This is a genomic window from Metapseudomonas phytobenefica (assembly GCF_043392685.1).
Taxonomy (GTDB): Bacteria; Pseudomonadota; Gammaproteobacteria; order Pseudomonadales; family Pseudomonadaceae; genus Metapseudomonas.
Window position 1 is genome coordinate 17120 of record NZ_JBHZGM010000046.1, and the last position, 17579, is coordinate 34698.

General features: G+C 69.3%; 10 protein-coding genes. 4 read left to right on the plus strand and 6 right to left on the minus strand.

Annotation, left to right across the window (positions count from 1 at the left end; all coding sequences use genetic code 11):
- Nucleotides 1–180 precede the first annotated feature (180 nt).
- From recD to recC, 3 genes are all read right to left on the minus strand, one after another.
- Nucleotides 181–2016, minus strand: coding sequence for an exodeoxyribonuclease V subunit alpha (gene recD / locus ACFW0B_RS24305; RefSeq protein WP_449151528.1), 1836 nt, complete (start codon nucleotides 2014–2016; stop codon nucleotides 181–183).
- On the minus strand, nucleotides 2016–5543 hold the full coding sequence (gene recB, locus ACFW0B_RS24310) for an exodeoxyribonuclease V subunit beta (protein ID WP_449151529.1): 3528 nt from the start codon (nucleotides 5541–5543) through the stop codon (nucleotides 2016–2018). Before recB ends, recD begins: the two co-directional genes overlap by 1 nt.
- A gap of 180 nt (nucleotides 5544–5723) precedes the next feature.
- Complete coding sequence (gene recC / locus ACFW0B_RS24315) at nucleotides 5724–8969, minus strand: exodeoxyribonuclease V subunit gamma (protein WP_449151530.1); 3246 nt, start codon at nucleotides 8967–8969, stop codon at nucleotides 5724–5726.
- A gap of 318 nt (nucleotides 8970–9287) precedes the next feature.
- On the opposite strand from recC, the gene ACFW0B_RS24320 reads away from it, so the two are divergent.
- Both ACFW0B_RS24320 and ACFW0B_RS24325 read left to right on the plus strand, forming a co-directional pair.
- Nucleotides 9288–10976 (plus strand): Na/Pi cotransporter family protein, encoded by a 1689-nt coding sequence (locus ACFW0B_RS24320; RefSeq protein WP_449151531.1) that lies wholly within the window; start codon nucleotides 9288–9290, stop codon nucleotides 10974–10976.
- A gap of 45 nt (nucleotides 10977–11021) precedes the next feature.
- The gene (locus ACFW0B_RS24325) at nucleotides 11022–12041 is read left to right on the plus strand and encodes an AraC family transcriptional regulator (RefSeq protein ID WP_449151532.1); all 1020 of its coding nucleotides are present in this window, start codon (nucleotides 11022–11024) and stop codon (nucleotides 12039–12041) included.
- A gap of 195 nt (nucleotides 12042–12236) precedes the next feature.
- Here ACFW0B_RS24325 and ACFW0B_RS24330 read toward each other — a convergent pair whose 3' ends face one another.
- Both ACFW0B_RS24330 and ACFW0B_RS24335 read right to left on the minus strand, forming a co-directional pair.
- Nucleotides 12237–13202: an SDR family oxidoreductase gene (locus ACFW0B_RS24330; protein ID WP_449151534.1), complete on the minus strand. Its 966-nt coding sequence runs from the start codon at nucleotides 13200–13202 to the stop codon at nucleotides 12237–12239.
- Nucleotides 13190–14104 carry a bile acid:sodium symporter family protein gene (locus ACFW0B_RS24335; RefSeq protein WP_449151535.1) on the minus strand — a complete coding sequence of 305 codons (915 nt, stop codon included), beginning with the start codon at nucleotides 14102–14104 and terminating at the stop codon, nucleotides 13190–13192. The genes ACFW0B_RS24330 and ACFW0B_RS24335 overlap by 13 nt, the downstream gene beginning before the upstream one ends.
- Nucleotides 14105–14295: 191 nt before the next feature.
- On the opposite strand from ACFW0B_RS24335, the gene ACFW0B_RS24340 reads away from it, so the two are divergent.
- Together ACFW0B_RS24340 and ACFW0B_RS24345 are read left to right on the plus strand one after the other, a co-directional pair.
- Nucleotides 14296–14799 carry a GNAT family N-acetyltransferase gene (locus tag ACFW0B_RS24340; protein ID WP_449151536.1) on the plus strand — a complete coding sequence of 168 codons (504 nt, stop codon included), beginning with the start codon at nucleotides 14296–14298 and terminating at the stop codon, nucleotides 14797–14799.
- A 93-nt stretch (nucleotides 14800–14892) separates the two neighbouring features.
- On the plus strand, nucleotides 14893–15936 hold the full coding sequence (locus tag ACFW0B_RS24345) for a DUF5924 family protein (protein ID WP_449151537.1): 1044 nt from the start codon (nucleotides 14893–14895) through the stop codon (nucleotides 15934–15936).
- Nucleotides 15937–16016: 80 nt separating this feature from the next.
- On the opposite strand, the gene ACFW0B_RS24350 is transcribed toward ACFW0B_RS24345, so the two are convergent.
- Complete coding sequence (locus ACFW0B_RS24350) at nucleotides 16017–17243, minus strand: nucleoside recognition domain-containing protein (protein ID WP_449151538.1); 1227 nt, start codon at nucleotides 17241–17243, stop codon at nucleotides 16017–16019.
- Between the last annotated feature and the right edge of the window lie 336 nt (nucleotides 17244–17579).

Sequence of the window (17579 nt, forward strand, 5' to 3'; positions counted from 1 at the left end):
AAATCCGGGAGCGGCGGAGGGACTTTCCCCGGATTTCATCCAGGCTACGGAACTGCGGAGCTGTGGGAGATTCCATGTCAATCAGTCCAGTAGGTTGGTCCGAGGAACGAGGCCCAACATTACAAGGCGAGGCCGTTGCGTTGGGTTTCGCTTCGCTCTACGCCAACCTGCGTCCGGAGCTCAGAACAGGCTCAGCTGATCTTGTTCGGGCTTCGCTTTCGCGGCTGGGTTGTTGGCCTGTTCAGTGACTCCCAGCCTTTCCGCCAGCCCGGCGGCCCGCTCGGCGCGGGTGGATACCGCTTCGCTCAGGCGCGCCGGCAGGCCCCAGATCTCCACCTTTTTCTTCGCCCGGGTGATGCCGGTGTAGAACAGTGCACGGCTGAGCAGCGGGCTGGGCTGTTCCGGCAGGGCCAGCAGCACTTCGGTGAACTCCGAGCCCTGACTCTTGTGCACGGTCATGGCGAAGGCACTGTCGTGGCTGGGCAGGCGCGCCGGGGCGAAGGGCCGGTAGCCCTCATCACCTTCGAAGAACACCCGCAAGCCGTTGGGCGTGGACAGGCAAAGGCCGATATCGCCGTTGAACAGGCCAAGGGCGTAGTCGTTCTGGCGCACCATCACCGCCCGGCCGGGATACCAGCGTTCGCGGCTGGACACGCCCAGGCGGCGCTTGATACGAGCTTCCAGGGCTTCGTTGATGCCTGCGACGCCCCAGGGCCCTTCGCGCTGGGCGGTCAGGGCGCGGAAAGCGTTGAAGGCGGCGAAGGCCGACGCGGGGTCCGCCGCGCGCACGGCGGTGAGGTAGGGCGCGTAACCCGCTTCCAGCCGCTCCAGCAGGGCAGCCGGGGTGGGGCCGGCGTTCCAGGTCAGGTCCGGATGCCCACCGCGCAGCAGCTCCAGGGTGCCGCGGGTATCGCCGCCATTGATGCGCCGCGCCAACTCGCCGATGCCGCTGTCGCCAGCGAAGCGGTGGCTGTGGGTCAGCAGCACCACGGCATCGCCGAGGCGCGAACGGGGCTGTTCCACGGGCACCGGCTGGCCCGTGATGCGCGTCAGGTCGGCAGCGGCAACGGCGTCCAGGCCACGGCCTTCGCAGAGTTCGGCGAACACTGCGCCGGCTTCCACCGCCGCCAGCTGGTCCTTGTCGCCCAGCAGGATCAGCCGTGCATCGGGCGGCAGGGCTTCCAGCAGCTTGGCCATCAGCGCCAGGTCGACCATCGAGGCCTCGTCCACCACCAGCACATCCAGCGGCAGCGGATTGTCGGCGTGATGGCGCACCTTCGGGGTGTCGCCACGGCTGCCCAGCAAGCGGTGCAGGGTGCGCGCCTCCTCGGGCAGCGCGGCCTTGATGGCGTCACTCACCGGCAGTTCGGCCTTGGCGTTGCGGATGGCCTCGGCCATGCGCGCAGCGGCCTTGCCGGTGGGCGCGGCCAGGCCGATGGCCAGACGCTCGCCGCCCGGCTGTTCCAGCAGCGCCGCCAACAGACGCACCACGGTCGTGGTCTTGCCGGTGCCCGGACCGCCGGATATCACCGCCAGGTTGCGGCGCACCGCCTGGGCGGCGGCCAGGCGCTGCCAGTCCGGTTGCTGGGTGTTGCGGGCGAACAGCCTCGCCAGGGATTCGCCGAGCCGGGCGTCGTCCACCTCCGGCCGCGCGGCTGCCCGGCGCAGCAGGTTTTCCGCCAGTTGCGCCTCGTAGGCGTGATAGCGGCTGAGGTAGAGGCGGGCGCCGTCCAGGGTCAGCGGCGCATAGCCGCCGGGTTCCGCTACCAGGGGCGAGGCCTGCAGCGCGGCGAGCCAGGCGGGCAGGGCGGGGGCCTGCAGGCCGGGACCGCCCTCGACGAACAATGGCTGCCCGGCCCAACGCGCCAGCGGCAGGCAGACATCGCCGTCGCCCAGGGCCTGGCAGCACAACGCGGCGGCCGCCAGCACGGCGTCGGGCGCCTGCGGTTCGAGGCGCTGCAGGCTCTCGGTGAAATGGCGTTCCAGCGGCCCCAGGGACCAGTCGGCCAGGCTCATCAGCGGCCCTCCTCGAACAGCAGGTCCAGCGCATCCAGCAGGCTGTCGGCGGGACGATGGAAGAACACCCCGGCGTCCGGCATGCCACGCAGGAACAGGTACCAGGCGCCGCCGAGCTGCTCGCTGGCGAAGCCGTCCAGCCGCTGGCGCAGGAAGCGCCGCAGCGCCACCAGGTAGATCAGGTATTGCAGGTGGTAGTGCTCGGCGGCGATGGCCTGCTCCAGGCGCTCGCCACTGTAGTAAGCGGCGTCCGGGCCGAGCCAGTTGGACTTGTAGTCGGCGATGTACCAGCGCCCATCGTGCTCGAAGGTCAGGTCGATGAAGCCCTTCATGAAGCCCTTGAGGGTGTCGAACTCCAGACGTTCGGCAGCCACGCGCATCACCTCCGGCAGGCCGTGGGCGGGGTCGGCGAGGATCGCCCGCAGGCGGCCCACCTCCAGCCCGGCCACGGGGAAGGTGAAGCCCAGTTCCGGCAGGCGGCGATGGGCGGCAAGAGCGGACAGGCGCAGGCCCCGGCCGTCCAGGTCGGCATCCAGCACCTGTTGCAGATGGTCGCTGGCGACCTCCACCCAGCTCTCCGGCAAGCCGTGGCCCTGCAGATGCTTCTGCACCAGCGCCGGCAGTTCGCCTTCGCCGCGCATCCAGTCCTCCAGCACGGCGTGCAGGCAGGTACCGGCGCGGGCGCCACGGGGGAAGGCGAAGAACCCACTGCCCGGCTCGGTGGCCGGCGGCACCACCAGGCCGTCGCGGTCGGGTGCTTCCATGTGCAGGCCGGCCGCCAGGCCGGAGAAACTGCCCACCCGCCAGGCGCTGGCCAGGGTGCGCTCGAGGGTCGCCAGGCCGGCTGGCGGCTGGGCGCGGGACTCGCCCTGCGCATTGGCTTCCTCGGCCTGGGGCGGCACCACGGCGATCTGTCCGCCGCTGGCGTCGGCCAGGGCTTCGAGTTCGGCGCGCAGGGCCGCGCCATCCCGGGCGGCCATGTGCCGGGCGAGGGCGCCGAGCACGTCGGCCTCGTCCAGATCACGGCCGTGCAGCAGCCAGGCGAGGGCGCAGCTGTGCAGGCCATCTTCCGGCAGCTCGCCGTCCTTCTTCGCCTTGGGCAGGGCCACCGGCCCCCAATGGATCCACAGGCGGTCGCGGGCACGGGTCAGGGCCACATAGGCCAGGCGCAGGCGCTCGGCGAAGCGCTCGCGGCGGGCCACGGCGCGGTGCTTGTCGAACTGCTCGCCGCCAAGGTCCAGCAGCGGCGTGCCGTCCTCGGCATGGCAGGTGATGTCTTCGCCCTGGCGCAGCAGGGCGCCATCCCAGAGGTAGGGGCAGAACACCAGCGGGTATTCCAGGCCCTTGCTGGTGTGCACGGTCACGATCTGCACCCGTTCGGCATCGCTCTCCAGGCGCAGCAGGGCATCGTCGCCGTGGCTTTCGGCGGCGCGCTGGGTATTGAACCAGGCCAGCAAGGGTTCCAGGCCGGGGCGCTGGAGGCTCTCGGTCTGCAGCAGCTCGGCCAGGTGGAGGAGGTTGGTCAGGCGCCGCTCGCCATCGGGCAGGGCGATCAGGCGTTCGGCCACACCCTGTTCATCGAGCCAGGCACGGAAGGCGCGCATGAACCCCTGTTGCTGCCAGAGCTGATGATAGCGCTCGGCGTTTTCGCGCTCCTCGTCCCAGGCGTGCTCGTCATCCTGGCAGCGCGCCAGTTGCTGGGCATCGCGGCCCAGCAGGCGGGTGGACAGGGCATAGCGCAGCACGCCCTCGCGGCCGGGCTCGGCGTAGGCGGCAAGCACCGCCGCCAGTTCCTCGGCCTCTTCGCTGTGCCAGACGCTGTCCCGGCCCCGGCGTACGCTGGGCACGCCACGGGCGGCGAGTTCGGCGGCGACATCAGCGGCCTGGCGGTGGCTGGCCACCAGCACGGCGATATCCCCTCCCTTGAGGGGCGAACGTGCGCCATCTTCGTCGAAATAGGCATCACCCCGGGCACTAGCGGCGAGCAGGCCGGCAATGCGCCGCGCGGTATCACGGGCCACCGCGCTGCCGGCTTCGCCCTTGCCGATCGGCTCGTCGCCCAGCCACACCAGTTCCAGCGGCGCACCGGCTTCGGGCAGCACCAGCTGCGCACGGATCCTGCTGCTGGCGCCCACCGGCGGGTAGTCCAGGCCGGGCTCGGCAAAGGGCAGGGGACGATCGAACACCTGATTGAGGGCGGCGATCAGCTGCGGCGTGGAACGGTGGTTGGTGTCCAGGCTGTACTGCCGCGCGGCCTCGTCGCGGGCCTTGAGGTAGGTGGCCAGGTCAGCGCCACGGAAGGCGTAGATGGCCTGCTTGGGATCACCGACGAAGCAGAGGTCGCCCTGGTGCTCGTACACCCGGTGGAAGATGGCGTACTGCACCGGGTCGGTGTCCTGGAATTCGTCGATCAGCGCCACCGGATAGCGCTCGCGCAGGGCCTGGCCGAGGGCTTCGCCGGCCGGGCCGCGCAAGGCGTCGTCGAGGCGGTTGAGCAGGTCGTCGAAGGCCAGCAGGCGCTGCGCCGCCTTGCGCGCCGGCAGCTCGCGGTTGAGGGTCTCCAGCAGGCGCACCTGCAGGTCGATCAGGCGTTCCTCACCAGCGGGCAGGGCTTCCTGCAAGGCATCGACCAGGCCTTGCAGCGCGGCGCAGACCGCATGGTCCGGCGCATCGAAGCCTTTCTTGGTGGCCCTGGCCAGGGCCTCGGTCGCCAGTTTTTCCAATCCGCTCGGCGGGGCGAAGAGGGAGGCCGGATCGGCGAAGTAGGCGTCCAGCTCCGTTTGCCACTGGGCGAATCTGGCGGCGTCGTAGCTGCGCTTGTTGAGGCTGTCGAGCTGCGCGAGCTGGGCCACGCACTCGCTGCCCTGGCGCTGCCAGAAGCCCTGGGCATGGCTCCAGGCTTCGCTGGCGGCGGACAGGTCGCCCGCGTTCAGGTCACGGGGTTCGACGCGCAGGTACGGCTTGCCCAGGTGCGAACGCAGGCGCTGGCGCAGCCGGGCCGGGGTGATGCGTTCCTGCGCCAGGAAGCGCGCCCAGGCCGGTTCGGCCTCGGCCAGTTCGCGCCGCCAGAGGTCGGCGAGCAGGGCATCCAGCACTTCGCGGTCGTCGGTGGCCAGTTCGCTGTCGAAGTCGCCGCCGGCTTCGAAGGCAGCGTCCTGCAAGGCGCGCTGGCAGAAGCCGTGGATGGTGAAGATGGCCGCTTCGTCGAAGCCGTGGACGGCCAGCAACAGGCGGCGGTGGGCGTCCTCGCCCGGATATTGCGCATAGAGCCCGGCCAGTACCGGATCAGGCGCCGGGGCGCCTTCGTACATGGCCAGCAAGGCGGCCAGACGCGCGCGGATGCGCTCGCGCAGCTCGGCGGTGGCCGCCGTGGTGTAGGTCACCACGAGGATCTGCCCGACGCCCAGCTGGCGTTCCAGCAACAGCCGCGCGTACAGGGCGGTCAGGGTCCAGGTCTTGCCCGTACCGGCACTGGCCTCGATCAGGCTGCGGCCGGTGAAGGGATCCTTGAGCAGGTCGAGGCTCATGGGCGGTCCTCAGTCGGCAGGCCTGCGGCCTGCTTCGCGAATGAATTCGCTCCCACCGGGAGTTCGGGGCTGCAACGGACAAGCTCCCTCTCCCCTCGGGAGAGGGTTGGGGTGAGGGGAATAGATGACGCTGTGGACCTGCCGCCCGCCTGGCGAATGAATTCGCCCCTACACACGGCATCACTCCTCATCGTCACCTCCCGCCAGGGCGTCCAGGGCCGGGCCGAAGAGGGTTTCGGCCAGTTGCTCGAAGCGCTCGCCAAGGGGGTCGCGGTCACGGAAGGCCAGGGCGTACCAAGGGTCGCGGGATTCGCCGACCGGGCCGAAATCCACACCTTCCCAGGCCACGCGTGCCTTGTTACGGGCGGCGTCGAGCGGTTCCTTGCGGCCCGGCTTGCGCAAGCCGTGGGCAAAGCCGTAGCTGGCTTTGGTGAGCAAGGGCAGGGGCGCACACAGGGCCTCGCGGTAGGCCTGCAGCCAGGGCTCCAGCAACTCGCGGGCGTTGGCCAGGGGTCCGGCCTGCCAGTCGCCGGCCGGGGACAGCAGCAGGCTGTCACGGGCGATGCCGGGCGTGGCGGCCAGGTTGAGCAGCAAATGGCGCAGCCAGAAGGGCGCCAGCTCCCATTCGCCGAGGCGATTCAGGCGCCAGCCGAACAGGCCGTCCGGGGTGACGCCGTCGAGCCAGCCGTGGATGCGCACGCCGGCCAGTTCGATATCCACCAGCAGCGGCTGTGGCACGGCCTCCGGGCGGGCCTCGAACAGGCGCGGGGCAAAGGCGCGCACCGGGCCGCGCAACTGGCCCCAGAGCGCATGCCCCACTTCGCCCACCGGCAGCCAGCCAGCGGCGCGGGCGATGCGCCTTTCAGCCTCCTCGCTCCAGCCGCGCTCCACGGCATCCAGCGCCAGTTGGCGCAGGCCACGCAAGGCCGGACCTTCGAGACTGAAAGGCTCGTCGCCGGCCAGGGCTTCCTCGGCTTCCGCCAGGCGCAGCCCCAGGCGCTGTTCGAGCAGGAAGCGCGCCGGGTGGCGGAAGCACTGGATCAGCTGCGACGGTTCCAGGGTCAGCCAGTCGGCGTCGGGTTCCGGCAACGGCTCGGCGAACGGCGCGGTGGCCGGCTGCGGGGGCTCGGCCAGGCGCCGCGCGGCGCGGAACCAGGGCGCGGCGAAACCGGCCCACTGGCCGCCGGCGAAGTTGGCCGAGGCAAACGGCTGCAGCGGATGGGCTACCAGCACCCGTTCACTGGCCTTGCGCTCCCCGGCGGTGGCGGTGAGGTCGACGGTTTCCAGCAGCTCGCTGACCAGCACCGAAGGCGGCAGGTGGGCGTTGTCCCGGGGATCGCGGCCAACGAAGCTCAAGTACAGGCCATCACGCGCCGATTGCAGGGTTTCCAGCAGCAGGTAGCGGTCGTCCAGGCGCCGGGCGCGGTCGCCGCGACGAGGCTTGCGGGCGATCAGGTCGAAGCCGGCAGCCGGGGTGCGGCGCGGGAAGGCGCCGTCGTCCAGGCCCAGCAGGCAGACCTGGCGGAACGGCAGGCTACGCATGGGCACCATGGTGCAGAAGGTCACGGCGCCGGTGAGGAAGCCCGAGGCACCGCTGCCCTGGTCCAGGGCGGCCACCAGGTGCTGGCGCACCAGGGCCAGTTCCAGCGGGCGCTCGATGCCGGCGGCCTCGGCCTGCTCGCGCAGGGCGCCGCAGGCCTGGGACAGCAGGAGCAAGGTGTCGCCAGCCTCGCGCTCGTCGAACAACTGGTCGATCAGGCTCTGCAGGGTGTCCGCCCAGTCCGCCAGCGGCCGCGGCCGGGCCATGTCGTCAGCCAGGGCGCCGAGGCGCTGGACGAAGCCGGCGAGGCGGCCGAGCAGCTGTGCGCGCGCGCCTTCCAGGGCATCCAGCGGCCAGCTGTCGCCGAGCAGGGGCGGGGCAATGCCTGCCAGTTGCGGCGGTGCGGCAAAGCCCAGCAGCAGCCGGTCCAGGCCCTGGCGCCAGCTGAAGGCGCCTTCTTCCGGCAGGCCCAGCCGCGCGCGGTGGGCGCCATCGCGGCCCCAGCGCACGCCGGCCTCGCGCAACCAGTCGCGCAGCAGCGGCAAATCTTCGCTCTCGATGCCGGCGCGGGTGGCCAGGGCGGGCAGTTCCAGCCAGGCCAGCAGCTCTTCGGCGGCGAAGCGGCTCTGGGGCAGCTCCAGCAGGGCCAGGAAGGCTTCCACCAGCGGCAGCTCGGCGCGCAGGCTGCGGTCGGCCAGGCTGAAGGGAATGCGCGGCACGCCTTCGCGGGGAGCGAACACCGCCTCGATATAAGGGGCGTAGCGCTCGATGTCCGGGGTCAGCACCACCACCTGGTCAGGGGTGAGGCCGGGGTCGGCCTTGAAGCGCGCCAGCAGCTGGTCATGCAGCACTTCCACTTCACGCAAGGGCGAGTGGCAGAGGTGCACTTCCAGGGAGCGGTCGTCCTCGCGCAAAACCATGCGCTCTTCGGGGCGGCGGGTGCGCAGGCGCAGGATGTCGTTCTGCACGGCTCGCAGCAGGCTGCTGTCGTGCAGGTCTTCGTCCTCGGCGTAGACGCCGGTTTCCTGGCCGCCCAGGGCGAACAGGCCATCGAAGAAGTCGCGGCCCTGCTTGCCGAGGCTGGCCAGCAGCGGATGGCCGACATCCAGGTACCAGTCGTCGATGCCTGGCTCTGGCAGTTTCGCCAGCTCGCGGATATCGCGGATATCGCCCCAGGCTTCGCGGCAGGGGTTGAGGGCGAAGAGGATCACCTGGCAATGCCGCGCCAGGCCTTCGAGCACGCGCATGTGGTGCGGCGGCAGGCTGCTGATGCCGAACACCACCAGCCGCTCGGGCAGCCCCGCGACAGGCGCGCCATCATGCAGGCGCGCCAGCAGGTCGCCCAAGAGGCGCGCGCGGTGTGGGTGACCGTCGGCGGTGAGCTCACGCCAGAGCAGGGCCTGCCATTCCTCATCCGCGCCCAGCCCCAGCAGCTCGCCGCGCTCCCAGGCATCGAGCCAGTCGTCGCGGTAGAGCAGGTACTGGTCGAAGACGTCGGCGATGCGCGAGGCCAGGGTCAGCCGGCGGCGTTCGTCGCCGCCCTCCAGGTACTGCGCCAGGCGCGGCGCGCGGACCAGGTTGTCGGCCTCGCAGAGCCAGTCGTAGAGGCGCCAGCCCAGGGTCACCGGGTTGAACGCCGATTGCGGCGGCAGCTCGCCGAGCACCAGGCGGGTGATGTCCCAGACGAAGCGCGCCGGCAGCTGGATATCCAGGTGCATGGCGATGCCTTGCTTGCGCGCCAGCTGCAGGGTCAGCCAGCGTCCCATGCCCTGGCTCGGCACGACGACCCGGGCGGGCGCCAGCGGGTCCTGCTGGGGTTGCGCGAGCAGAGTGCAGGCCAGCTCGCCGAGGCTTTCCAGGTCATTGGCGTGGTAGAGGTTGAGCATGGAGGTGCCGCTTGCTGAAGGTGCGCACAGGTTAGCAGCCGGGTCGGTCGAAGGTCGCCCCCATCACGCACTTCGGCGCCAGGAAAACGCATGCGGAAACCACCTCAGCTTCTTGCGCCAACTTGTTGATCGGCAACGAGCACAAATCCCGGAGACGGGCTTTACTTATCATCAGGTAAAGAAAAGTCAGGCAGGCAACGGTAATCCGTCGGGGCCAGGACGGTCCAACGATGACATCCCTGTTGCAACTCGCCTGCCTGGGCCGCTGTTTTCCCGCCCATGGACGCAGCGGCCTTCAAGATAGCCAGGAGGGCCACTATGCTGACCTTGCTCAATCTCCTCTCGGCCATCGCCCTGCTCATCTGGGGCACGCACATCGTGCGAACGGGCATTCTCCGCGTGTACGGCTCCAACCTGCGCCGCCTGCTCAGCCGCAGTGTGCGCCGCCGCCCCCTGGCCTTCGCCGCGGGTATCGGCGTCACTGCCCTGGTGCAGAGCAGCAATGCCACCGCGCTGCTGGTCAGCTCCTTCGTCGCCCAGGGCCTGATGCTGCTGGCGCCGGCGCTGGCGATCATGCTCGGCGCCGACGTCGGCACGGCGCTGATGGCCCGGGTGCTGACCCTGGACCTGTCCTGGTTGTCGCCGCTGCTGATCTTCTTCGGGGTGATCTTCTTCCTCTCCCGCAAACAGACTCGCCTGGGCCAGCTGGGGCGGGTCGGCATCGGCCTCGGGCTGATCATCCTCGCCCTGCAGCTGATCATCGCCGCCGCCGAACCCATCACCACCGCCAAGGGGGTGAAGGTGCTGTTTTCCTCGCTGACCGGCGACGTGCTGCTGGACGCCCTGACCGGCGCGCTATTCGCCATGATTTCCTACTCCAGCCTGGCGGCCGTGCTACTCACCGCCACGCTGGCGGCCTCCAAGGTGATTTCCCTCAAGGTGGCGCTCTGCCTGGTGATCGGCGCCAACCTCGGCAGCGGCGTCGTCGCCCTGCTCAGCAGCACCCTGCAGAACCCCTCCGGACGCCGGGTGGTCCTCGGCAGCCTGCTGTTCAAGCTCGCCGGCTGCATCCTGGTGCTGCCGCTGGTGGGGCCACTGGCCCACTGGATCGACAATTGGCCGATCTCCACCGCCGAACTGGTGATCGCCTTCCACCTGCTCTACAACAGCGTGCGCTGCACCCTCTGCCTGCCGCTGACGGTGCCCATGGCGCGCTTCTGCGACTGGCTGCTGCCGGACCGCCCGCAGCCCGACGATGTGGCCAAGCCGCGCCACCTCGACCCGGCCGACCTGGAAACCCCCAGCCTGGCGCTGGCCAATGCCGTGCGTGAAACCCTGCGCATGGGCGATATCGTCGAGCAGATGCTGAACAACCTGCTGCACCTGCTGCGCGGCGGCGACCCGCTGCTGGGCAAGGACATCCATCGCCTGGACGACGACATCGACGCCCTCTACACCGCCATCAAGCTCTACCTGGCGCGCATGCCCCGCGAAGATCTGGGCGAGCGTGACAGCCGGCGCTGGGCGGAAATCATCGAGCTGACCATCAACCTGGAGCAGGCCGGGGACATCATCGAGCGCATGCTCGACGACGTGCAGAGCAAGAACACCGCCCAGGGCCGGGCCTTCTCCGACGAGGGCCTGGCGGAGATCGTCAGCCTCCACGACCAACTGGTGGAAAACCTGCACCTGGCCCTCTCGGTGTTCCTCAATGGCGACCTGGAAAACGCCAAGCGCCTGCGCCGCGCCAAGCAGCGCTTCCGTATCCTCGAACGGCGCTTCGCCCACGCCCACGTCTCGCGGCTGCACCAGCAGGTGGTGCAGAGCATCGAGACCAGCGCCCTGCACCTGGGCCTGATCGGCGACATGAAGCGCCTCAACTCGCTGTTCTGCGCCATCGCCTACGCGGTGCTGGACAACCCGGACGCCCCCGAAATGGTGGAGGACGAGCGGGCACCCGAGGCACAGTCGCGCTACTTCGAACCGGAGATCGGCTCGCATCGCTGAACCGCGCTCTTCACAGCGTGCGGGCTGCTTGGGCAGAATCCGCCCATGACGCCTCATGACTCTTCCAGCGCCTCGGTCAGCGCCAGCCTGACCCAGGCCGTCCTGCACGCCGCCAACCAGCTCGGCCTTTCCCGGGCGGAACTGCTGCGCGCCAGCAGCCTCGACGAAAGCCGCCTCGCCGACCCGGACGCGCGTATTCCTTTCAGTGCCCAGGAAGCGCTCTGGGAAACCATCCACCGCCGCCTGCCGCATCCCGAACCGGGCTTGGCCATCGGCCGTGCCCTGGCACCCGGCCAGTTCAGCGTACTCGGCTACCTGCTGCAGAGCAGCCCGACCCTGGGTGAAGCCCTGGAGGCCGAACTGCGCTACCAGCGGCTGGTGGGCGAGGGCGGCAGCCTGGCCCTGGAAGTGCGCGGCGATGAACTCTGGACTCTGTACCGGCCGCTGCACCCGCAGCTGCCGGCAACCCGCGCACGGGTGCTGGCGCTGATGGCGTTCTGGCTGGAACTGATGCGTCCGCTGCTGGCGGACCTGCGCCTGCTCAAGGCCTGCTTCGTGCACGCCGAGCCGGCGGACACCAGCCTGTACCAGCAGTGCTTCGCCTGCCCGCTGCAGTTCGAGGCGGAGGATTACACCCTAGTGCTGCCCCTGGCCTTGCGCTCGGCGCCGCTGAAGCAGGCCAACCCGCCGCTGCAGGCGGTGCTGCGCCAGCACGCCGAAGCCCTGCTGGCACGCCTGCCCAGCGAAGGGTTGCGCGCACGGGTGGTCGCCCTGCTCGGCGCCCAATTGGCCCGGGGCGAACCCGACCGCGGCGCCCTGGCCGCGGCCCTCGGCCTCAGCGAACGGACCCTGCAACGGCGCCTGGCCGACGAAGGCAGCAGCTACCAGCAGCTGCTCAACGACACCCGCCGCCACCTGGCCGAGCGCCATCTGGAAGAAGGCCGCCTGCCGATTGCCGAGATCGCCGTGCTGCTGGGTTATTCCGAGCCCAGCGTGTTCTTCCGCGCCTTCCGCCAGTGGACCGGGCTGACGCCGGGGGAGTACCGGCAGAAGCACCGGAGCTGAGTTTTCCTTGCTCTTCGTAGTGGCGAATTCATTCGCCAAGGGCCGCGCAGCGGCCCCGTAGGTTGGCGCCGAGGAACGAGGCCCAACGCGCCCGGCATCAACCGCGAATTGTTGGGCTTCGCTGCGCTCTGCCGCAACCTACGAACGTCCGCCGCAGCTTGTAGCCTGGATGAAATCCAGGAACGGAGGAAGGATTCAGCCCAGCGTCGATGCAATCCCACGCGCCTTGAGAAACGCCAGGAACGCCTCGCGGCTGGTGTACTTCGGCCGGTAGCCGAACTCGTGCTTCAGCCGGCGGTTGGCCAGCACCGGGCGGTATCGCAGGAAGTCCAGTTGCTCCGGGCCATAGCGGGTCAGGCCCAGGGGCTTGAGCACGGCCAGGGCGGTGCGCAGCAGGCCTGCGGGCAGCGGCCGGTAGGGTTTGCCGAGGATGCCGGCGATCTCGGCCATGCTCAGCGCGCCGTCGCCGGCCAGGTTGTAGATGCCTTCGGCGCCGCGCTCCAGGCCTTCACGGATGATCGCCACCACGTCCTGGTCCCAGATGAACACGAAGCGGCTGTCATGCCCCCTGATGCCCAGCACCGAGCGCTTCTGGAACAGCTCGGTGATCTGGTTGTTCACCTGCTCGCCCAGGATGGTGCCGGGGCGCAGCACCAGCTGGCGCAGTTGCGGATGACGCTGGCGCGCGTCGGCCAGCAGCAGCTCCACCTCGCGCTTGTGGCGGGCGTAGGCGAAGCGGTCATGACCGCGCAGCGGATGCTGCTCATCGATCCATTCGGCGTTCTCCGGGTAATAGCCGTAGGCAGCACCCGAACTGGTGACGATCAACTGTCCGACGCCCTGGGCCAGGGCCGCATCCAGCACGGCGCGGGTGCCGCCGACGTCGATGGCATGCAGGCGTTCCTCGCTCATGCCCCGCGGCGGAGTCACCACCGAAGCCAGGTGCACGATGGCATCGGGCTTCCAGCGTTGCACGCAGGACGCCACCTCATGGGGCAGGCTGATGTCCAGGGACACCGGCTCGATACAGGCCGCAAGGCCCTGGCGCGCCAGCGGACGGATATCCGCCGCCACCAGAGTCCAGTCCGGGTGGCGCGTGGCCAGGTCGCGCAAGAGTTGCTGGCCGATGAAACCGGCGGCGCCGGTGATCAGGACGCGCATGGGAGCTCCTCCTGGACACGGGGCGGGTTGCGCCGCCAGACGGCCACCAGCAGCAGGCCGGAAACGATGTGCCAGAGCCCCCAGAAGCCGGCCACCAGGGCCATGTCCACCTGGCCGCCGAACTGGGTGAGGATCAGCCCGAGGGCCAGCCCGGAGTTCTGCATGCCGACCTCGATGGTCAGGGCGCGGCGGTCCGCGTCGGCAAGGCCGGTCAGGCGCGAGGCGCCCCAGCCCAGCAGCAGGGCGCCGGCGTTGTGCCCGACCACCACCAGCAGCACCAGCCCGGCGTTGGCCAGCAGCAGTTGCCAGTTGCCCGCCGCCGCCACCACCAGGAAGACGCCGAAGGCGAGCAGCGAGAAGCGCTTGAACCAGGGCAGCACGCGGGCGCTGAAGGCCGGTGCCAGGTTGCCCGCCGCCATGCCGGTCAACAGTGGCAGCACCAGCAGCAGCACCAGGCCGCCGATGATGCCGCCGGCATCCACATCCAGGCTGCTCATCTGGCCCTGCAGGAAGGCGGCGGTGTCCGGGTTGAGGCTGGCGGTGGCGGCGAAGTTCAGCGGCAGGCTGAGGATCGCCAACAGGCTCGACAGGCTGGTGACGCTCACCGACAGCGCGGTATTGCCCCGTACCAGGTGGGTGATGACATTGGACAAATTGCCGCCGGGGCAGGCGGCCACCAGCAGCATGCCCAGTTCCAGGCCAGGGCGCAGGTCGAGGAGGAGGGTCGCAACCAGGGTCAGCCAGGGCAGCAGGAGGCACTGGCAGAGCAGCCCCACCAGCGCCGGCAGGGGCCGTTTCAGGACCAGGAGGAAATGGCCCAGGCGCAGCTCCAGCGCCACGCCGAACATCATCGCGGCGAGCACCAGCCCGAGTATCAGTTGCTGACTGCTGTCGTAGTTCATCGATAGTTTCTCTTGTTGTTCTTCTGTCGCCGCTCGCGGGCGCAAGGCCGGAGCAGCTTAGCCCTCCCCCCGCGGGAGCGGCAGTGACCGAGATCGCCAAGGCGAGTGGCCATTCGCGACAGTCGCCGGCCAGTTGCCAGTCCACGCCCACTGGTCCAGAGTGCCAGCAACTACCCCGGAGCAGGACGCCCATGCCGATCAGGAAGCTGCGCATCAGCGATATAGAAGCCTTGCACCGGCTGTTCGCCGAGGTCAGCGCCGAAGGCGAGTACCTGCTGCGGGCCGAGGCGCCCCCGCTCGAAAAGATGCGCGCCCTGCTGCTGCGCTCGCTGCCGCTGGACCTGCCGCAGTTCGTCGTCGATGCCGAAGGCGATCTGGTGGGCTCCATCGAGATTTTCCCGGCCAGCCTGTGCCGGATGGGCGACGGCTCGGGGGAGGACTTCGGCGTGCTCGGCATGCAGGTGCGCAAGGCTCATCGCGGCCGTGGCCTGGGCGGGCAGTTGATGGAAGTAGCGCTGTCGCATTGCCGGCGGCTGGAGATGCGCCGGGTGGAGCTGGCCGTGCTGAAGTCCAACGAAGCGGCGATCCGTCTGTACCAGCGTTTCGCCTTCCATTGGATGGAGGACCTGCCACCCGTCACCCTGCCCAATGGCCACTCCGACCAGCCACAGAAAATGCGCCTGCTGCTGGACTGAGCGGCAGGCCGTCAGCCCGACCCTCGCGCGCCTTCTCAGGGCTTCCGGTGGGCAGTATCCTGCGCGCCTCCGCCCACAGCCCAGTCGCCACCGATGTTGCTGTCCACCGTCAAACCGCAAGTGCTCAAGCTCATCGAGCTGCTGCAACGCCATCCACGGCTGATCGCCCTCTACGGCTTCTGCTCCGGCATGGCGAGCTTCTTCCTGGTGGAGCGCGGCGCGCGGGTGGCCAAGGTGATCGCCATCCTGCTGCTGGTGAGCTGGGTCTGGCTGATGCTGGAGAACCTGTTCCGGCGCAGCGTCGAGCGCCTCTTCGGCATCGAACTGCCGCCCCCCCTGATGCGCTTCCTGACCCAGCTGATCCATCAGGAAAGCCTGTTCTTCGTGCTGCCGTTCTTCGCCATCACCACCAGCTGGAACAGCGGCCAGGCCCTGTTCACCGGCCTGCTGGGCGTGGCGGCGCTGTGCTCGATCACCGACCCGATCTACAACCGCCACCTGGCGCCACGCCGCTGGCTGTTCCTGGCCTATCACACGCTGACGCTGTTCGCCGTACTGCTGGCCGCGCTGCCGCTGATCCTCCAGCAGACCACCGCGCAGAGCTACCGCTGGGCGCTGGGCGCCGCGGTGACGTTGTCCTTCCTCAGTCTGCTCGGGGTGTTTCGCGGGCAGCGCTGGTGGCGGGTGCTGGGTCTGGCGCTGCTGCCCCTGGCCCTGGGCGGGCTGGGCTGGGTGGCGCGGGGCTGGGTACCGCCGGCGACCCTCTGGCTGACCGAAGTGGCGGTGACGCCCAGCCTGGACAACCATCGGCGCACGCCGGGCGAGGGCGTGGAAGAAGTCAGCGCCGCCGAACTGCGCAGCAAGGGGCTCTATGCCTACACCGCGATCAATGCACCGCGCGGGCTGAACGAACGCATCTACCACGTGTGGCGCTTCAATGGCCGCGAGGTGGATCGCATCGCCCTGGGCATCCAAGGCGGTCGTGAAGCCGGCTACCGGGCCTGGACCCACAAGCAGAACTTCCCCAGCAATCCGGTGGGGCGCTGGCAGGTCCAGGTCCTTACCGAGGCAGGGCAGATGATCGGCACCCTGCGCTTCAGGGTCACCCCGTCCGAGCTGCCGCCCAAGCCGCATTGAGCGCTGTAGGAGCGAGCTTGCTCGCGAACCTCCCAGTGCAACCTTTCGCGAGCAAGCTCGCTCCTACACAAAGCAGTGATTCAGCCGAAGAACCAGTAGCAGACGCCGATGGAGGCGAGCACGCCGGCCAGGTCCGCCAGCAGGGCGCAGCCCACGGCGTGGCGCGCGCGCTGGATACCCACGGAGCCGAAATACACCGCCAGCACGTAGAAGGTGGTCTCGGTGCTGCCCTGCATGGTGGCGGCCACCAGCGCCGGGAAGCTGTCAACGCCCTGGCTCTGGATCGTCTCGATCAGCATCGCCCGCGCGGCGCTGCCGGAGAAGGGTTTGACCAGGCCGGTGGGCAGCGCCTCGACGAAACGGCTATCCAGCCCCAGGCCTTCCACCCCCCAGCGGATCACGTCGAGCAACTGGTCCAGGGCGCCCGAGGCGCGCAGGGCACCCACGGCGCAGAGCATGGCGACCAGGTAGGGCAGGAGGTTCTTCGCCACATCGAAGCCTTCCTTGGCGCCTTCCACGAAGGTTTCGTAGACCGGCACCTTCTTCAGCGCCCCCATCACCAGGAAGCAGAGGATCAGGGCAAACAGGGTCAGGTTGCCGAGCAGCGAGGACAGCGCCGTCAGCGCGGTCGCGGAAAGGCCGGCCAGCACCGCCATGAAGCCGCCGAGCAGGAACGCGGCGCCGCCGAACCAGGCGAGCAGGACCGGATCGGTCAGCCTGATCCGCTGCATGAAAGCCACCGAAAGCAGCGCGGTCATGGTGGAAATCGCGTTGGCCAGGAGGATCGGCAGGAACACCAGGGCCGGGTCCGTGGCACCGGCCTGGGCGCGATACATGAAGATGGTCACCGGCAGCAGCACGAAGGAAGAGGCGTTCATCACCATGAACAGCACCTGGGCGTTACTCGCCGACGTGCTGCTGGGGTTCAGCTCCTGCAGCGCCTTCATCGCCTTCAGGCCGATGGGCGTGGCGGCGTTGTCCAGGCCCAGGCCGTTGGCGGTGAAGCTCAGGGTGACCAGGCCGAGCGAGTGGTGGCCCCGCGGCACCTCCGGCATCAGGCGGGCGAACAGCGGGCCGAGCAGGCGCGCGAGAATGTCCACCAGGCCGGCCTTCTCGGCGATGCGCAGGAAGCCCAGCCACAGGGTCAGGGTGCCGAACAGCAGCACCATCACATCCACCGAGAGCTTGGCCATGGCGAACAGGCTTTCCACCATCGCCGCCCACACCCCCGGGTCACCCCCGATCCAGCGCACCAGGGCGGCCACCGCCGCCACCAGGAAGAAGCTCAGCCACAGGCCGTTGAGCATTTGCAGTCCCCCAGAAATCAGTGAGGCGGATTCTAGCGGGGCCGCCGGTAGAGCGGCGAATTCAATCTGCCTTCAAGTCCGCGCAATACCAATCCGCCCTCACCCCAACCCTCTCCCCTTGGGAGGGGGGGCGGGGGCGAGGGCGAGGGCAGTTGAGCCCCCGCTGGAACTTGCGCCAGAGCACCCACAAAAAAGCCCCGACCAGGCCGGTAATGCTGTTCACATAAGCATTTGAGCTGTTGCCGTGGCTCCCCGAGAATCCGATGCCAGACCTCTGGCATCGGATTTTTTATGTCCTTTCAACAGCAGTTGCTCGACCTGGGCGAGTTGTTCAAT